This is a genomic window from Bartonella sp. OD88NMGDW (genome assembly GCF_042193775.1).
In the GTDB taxonomy this organism is placed as follows: domain Bacteria; phylum Pseudomonadota; class Alphaproteobacteria; order Rhizobiales; family Rhizobiaceae; genus Bartonella; species Bartonella grahamii.
On record NZ_JBHIMA010000028.1, the window covers coordinates 1 to 4,138 of the forward strand.

General features: G+C 34.4%; 3 protein-coding genes. 2 read left to right on the plus strand and 1 reads right to left on the minus strand.

Annotation, left to right across the window (positions count from 1 at the left end; translation table 11 throughout):
• The first annotated feature begins 106 nt into the window (after positions 1-106).
• Both ACFIJR_RS08665 and ACFIJR_RS08670 read left to right on the plus strand, forming a co-directional pair.
• Entirely contained in the window at positions 107-319 is a 213-nt protein-coding gene (locus ACFIJR_RS08665) for a hypothetical protein (protein ID WP_375620805.1), read from the plus strand.
• A gap of 266 nt (positions 320-585) precedes the next feature.
• The gene (locus ACFIJR_RS08670; protein ID WP_375654026.1) at positions 586-2,658 is read left to right on the plus strand and encodes a hypothetical protein; all 2,073 of its coding nucleotides are present in this window, start codon (positions 586-588) and stop codon (positions 2,656-2,658) included.
• 46 nt (positions 2,659-2,704) lie between these two features.
• Here ACFIJR_RS08670 and ACFIJR_RS08675 read toward each other — a convergent pair whose 3' ends face one another.
• Positions 2,705-3,862, minus strand: coding sequence for a tyrosine-type recombinase/integrase (locus ACFIJR_RS08675; RefSeq protein ID WP_375654027.1), 1,158 nt, complete (start codon positions 3,860-3,862; stop codon positions 2,705-2,707).
• Between the last annotated feature and the right edge of the window lie 276 nt (positions 3,863-4,138).

Below are 4,138 nucleotides of genomic sequence, written 5' to 3' on the forward strand. Positions count from 1 at the left end.
TTGCCAATTTATTTAGATAAGCAAGATCTGAACGCCATCAGTTCAAACTTAGCAAGAGAGATCTTAAAGCACAATAATCTAGGTGAACGCGTGTGTGGGTGGAAACATGGCTAGAAAAAAAACACAAGACGATACAGAGCTTACAGAAGCAGAAAAAGAAATACTTCAAGAAATCATCATGACCTACAAAAGTGTAAAAGTGATGTCGCGTTATACGAAATGGATTGTACTCATTATACTCTTATTAGCCCTTGATTTTTCACGTATTATGGATGCGTTTGTAAGTATTTTTACACAAAAACCAAATATCCGACTCTAAACATACTCTGAGACGCGCGAAATTCTTTAGAAAATGGATTCTTAATTTTGCTCGTCTCATGGATGCGATAGACAATATCTTTGCACATTTAAAACAGTGGATTTCAAAGAATTAATCTTTGAATTAATTGTTTCATGAATTTAAAGCTTCTAATAAACTGTATTTGATATGAACAGCTTCGAAATTTTAATCCTTTAAGGATGAAGAGGAAGTCAAATCTTTGTAAAACGACACAATTGATTGTCTTTTATAGATTAGAGTGGATAATGAGAACAAATTTAAGTGGCCGCGTAAGAAATACATCTTTACCAGAAAATCATGCTCTACTGCCTCTTTTTGAAGCAGTTGTAAATTCTATTCATTCCATTGAAGAAATAGGAAATGATTTTTCCTCACGCTACATTATAGTTTCAGTCATAAGATCGAAGCAAGCTTCACTACCACTTGACAAAGATACAGAAAAACTAAACGAGACAGAAATTGTAGGTTTTAAAGTGATCGACAATGGTACAGGCTTTAATGATCATAATTTTCAATCATTTAAAACTTTAGACTCAGATTATAAAAGAGATAAAGGTTGCCATGGTATAGGACGACTTTTATGGCTTAAAGCTTTTGATAATATAAAAATCAGGAGTATTTATGAAACAGATAGAGGATTAAAAGGGCGCACATTTTTATTTGATGCTGCTGCAGGTATAAAAGAATTAGATGAATTTCAAGATAATTGTACGAAGAGAGAAACTATTGTTGAGTTAACAGGTCTAAACCAAAAATATAAAAATCATATTCCTAAAAAACTACAATCTATCGCAAAAGCACTCTTAGAACATTGTCTCTGGTATTTTGCAAGAACTGGTGGTTGCCCTTTCATAACTATTGAAGATGACACAGAAAAGATATTATTAAATGATCTATATGAACAATGCATGCATGGAGCCGTTTTAAATGAAAAAATAAAAATAGAAAATTATAATTTTTCTATTATGCATATTAAATTTAGATCCTTACCTTTAGAAAATCAGGCTTTATGTTTTTGTGCAGGCAATAGAGCTATTACAAAAGAAAAGTTATCTGAGAAAATTCCGGGTATGCAATCAAAACTGCAAGATGATATAGGTGAATTTATCTACTCTTGTTATGTAAGCTCTCTTTTTTTAGATGAAAGAGTACGTTCTGAAAGAATAGGCTTTGATATTGAAGAAAATGTTGAAGATAAACAAGAAGATTTATTTAAAAGAAAAAAAATATCATTTCCGATAATACGACAAGCCATTTATGAAAGCATTCAAAAATATTTAGCTGTAGAATTGAAGCAAAACATTCAAAACAGTAAGGAGATAGTTGAAAATTTCACACATAAAGTACCACGCTATCGTCCACTCCTAAACTATTTAACAGACAATGACTATATGATTTCACCTAAAATAAATGATAAAAAATTGGAACTACATTTGCATGAATGTCTTGCTAGAGTAGAAAATGAAATTTTAGAAGAAGGTTATAATGTTTTAGCAGTTCAACAAGGAGAAAATACAGATAGTTATGCAGCAAGAATTAATAAATATGTAAATGCTGTATGTGATCTTAAAAAGTCCGATTTGGCAAATTACTTATTCCATAGAAAAACTATCATAGAACTTTTGAAGGAATCTTTAAATTCTCTTTATGACGGTGGTAAAGAATATATTAAAGAAGACGTTATTCATCAACTCATAGTACCCATGAAGTGTGATTCTAATTCTGTAGCTATGGATAATTGTAACTTGTGGTTGATAGACGAAAAATTAGTATTTCATGATTATTTAGCTTCTGATTTATCATTAAAAAAAATGTCTATTACCGGCTCTATGGAAAAGGAAAGACCTGATATATGTAGTTTAGAATTATGTAATAATTCTATTTATTGGAAGCCTTTATTAGTATCAGATAGCAAAGAGGGTTTAGAATCTCCTACTTTGGCATCTCTTACTATAGTAGAAATTAAGCGTCCCATGAGAGATGACGCGAAAGCTGGTACCGAAACAGATCCTATTTTGCAGGTCATTACTTATCTAGAAAAAATTCGTGCAGGCAAAGTACTTACCCCAAAAGGGCGTCCAATAAATTTGGATGGAAAAGTTCCCGGTTACTGTTATGTCGTCTGTGATCTAACTCCAAAAATAAAAGAGTGCTGCAAACTTTGGGATTTAACAGAATCAGGCGATCATATGGGATATTTTGGATATCATAAGAGTTATGAGTCCTATATAGAGGTTATTTCGTTTAGTAAGCTCATAGCTGATACTGAGAAAAGACATCAACGTTTCTTTAAAGCTTTAGGGTTGCCATTAAGGTAGAATAACAATGATTATATTTATGCTCTAATGGCCTTAGAATATTTTGTCAAACCACTCCCGATATAAAGCTAGCCCACAGCTCTAAAAGAACACGCCGTTGCTCTAAAAAATCCGTTCGCATGTAGGCTTTCGTCACTGAACTCCCAACTGAATGGGCAAGAACAGTTTCGGCAATCTCAAACGGTGTTGACGTTGTTTCTGCTATCCAATCCCGTAAGCTTGAACGAAAACCATGGGGACGATAAGTTAAGCCGCAAACTGTCATATATTTTGCCATGCTTGCATCAGAAATTGGCTTGCCGGTAAGACCAGAAAAGAGAAAACCTTTTTTCTCAAAAGGGAGAGATTTTTCAATCACTTTCAAAGCTTCACGACTTAATGGCACGCGAAAATCTGAAACCTTTCCTACAATACCTTTCATGTTTTCTTTTGGTATTGTCCATATATTTTTATCTATTTGTTCAAGATGCAAATAGCGCAATGGATATGACCGTACCCCTGTCAAAATAAGCAATTTCAGTGCTAAATTTGAAAGGATATTATCATCCAAATTCTGATAAAAAGCTGGAACTTCTTGCCATGGCATAGCAGGAATATTTGTTGATCTAGCACGGGTTTTTCCTAAAAGGGCGCGTGCCTTCATACAAGCTTGTAGATCAACGTCCAAACCAAGAGCCGCTGCATATTTCAAGCAAATGTTAATACGATTAAGTGCTTTTCTTGCCGTATCTGCTTTTTCATGCCAAAGGGGTGAGAGAACATTGCGAATGATATTTGCTGTTAATTGTTCTATAGGCAAATTCCCTATGTGTGGGATAACATGTAACTCCAGCGGAGAAAACCAGCGGCCGTTTTTACCTTCATTTTTCAACTCTGCTTTTTTGCTTTCAAAAGCCGCTTTTGCAATTTCTTGAAAAATATTGCTTTGCTGTTTTAAAATAGTCTGTTCTCGAAAGACAATAGGATCATTGCCTTCTTTAAGAATATCACTATAATGCCTAGCAAGCTCACGCGCTTCTTTTAAAGAGAGTTTTGTAACAGGACCAAGTCCCATTTCACGGCGCTTATTGTGGTGCGTATAGCGAAAAAACCAAGAGCGTGTATTGTCTTTTCGAACATTCAACCATAGCCCCGCCCCGTCACAATATTTACCCTGCGAGGACGTCTTTACGAATGATGCTGATAACCGATGAATCGCCCTCACTTAACGTCCCCTCTCGTCCACCTTTTCAAGCATTGCTCGTCCACCTTTTTTGGTCCACCTTTTAGACCACCTTTAATTTCTGATTTGAGATTTTTCCTTTAATGCTTACTTTTTTTATTGAATCATAAAAAGCTATAGACATCAATACGCTCTTACACATCTTTATATACTTTGAATCTTGTTGCTAAGCCCCTGCTTGCCGCGTCTGGGCACCACTTTTTGTGTTTAACATATTGAAATATATAGCTTTTTTCTTTAAATAGCCATTTTCAGACC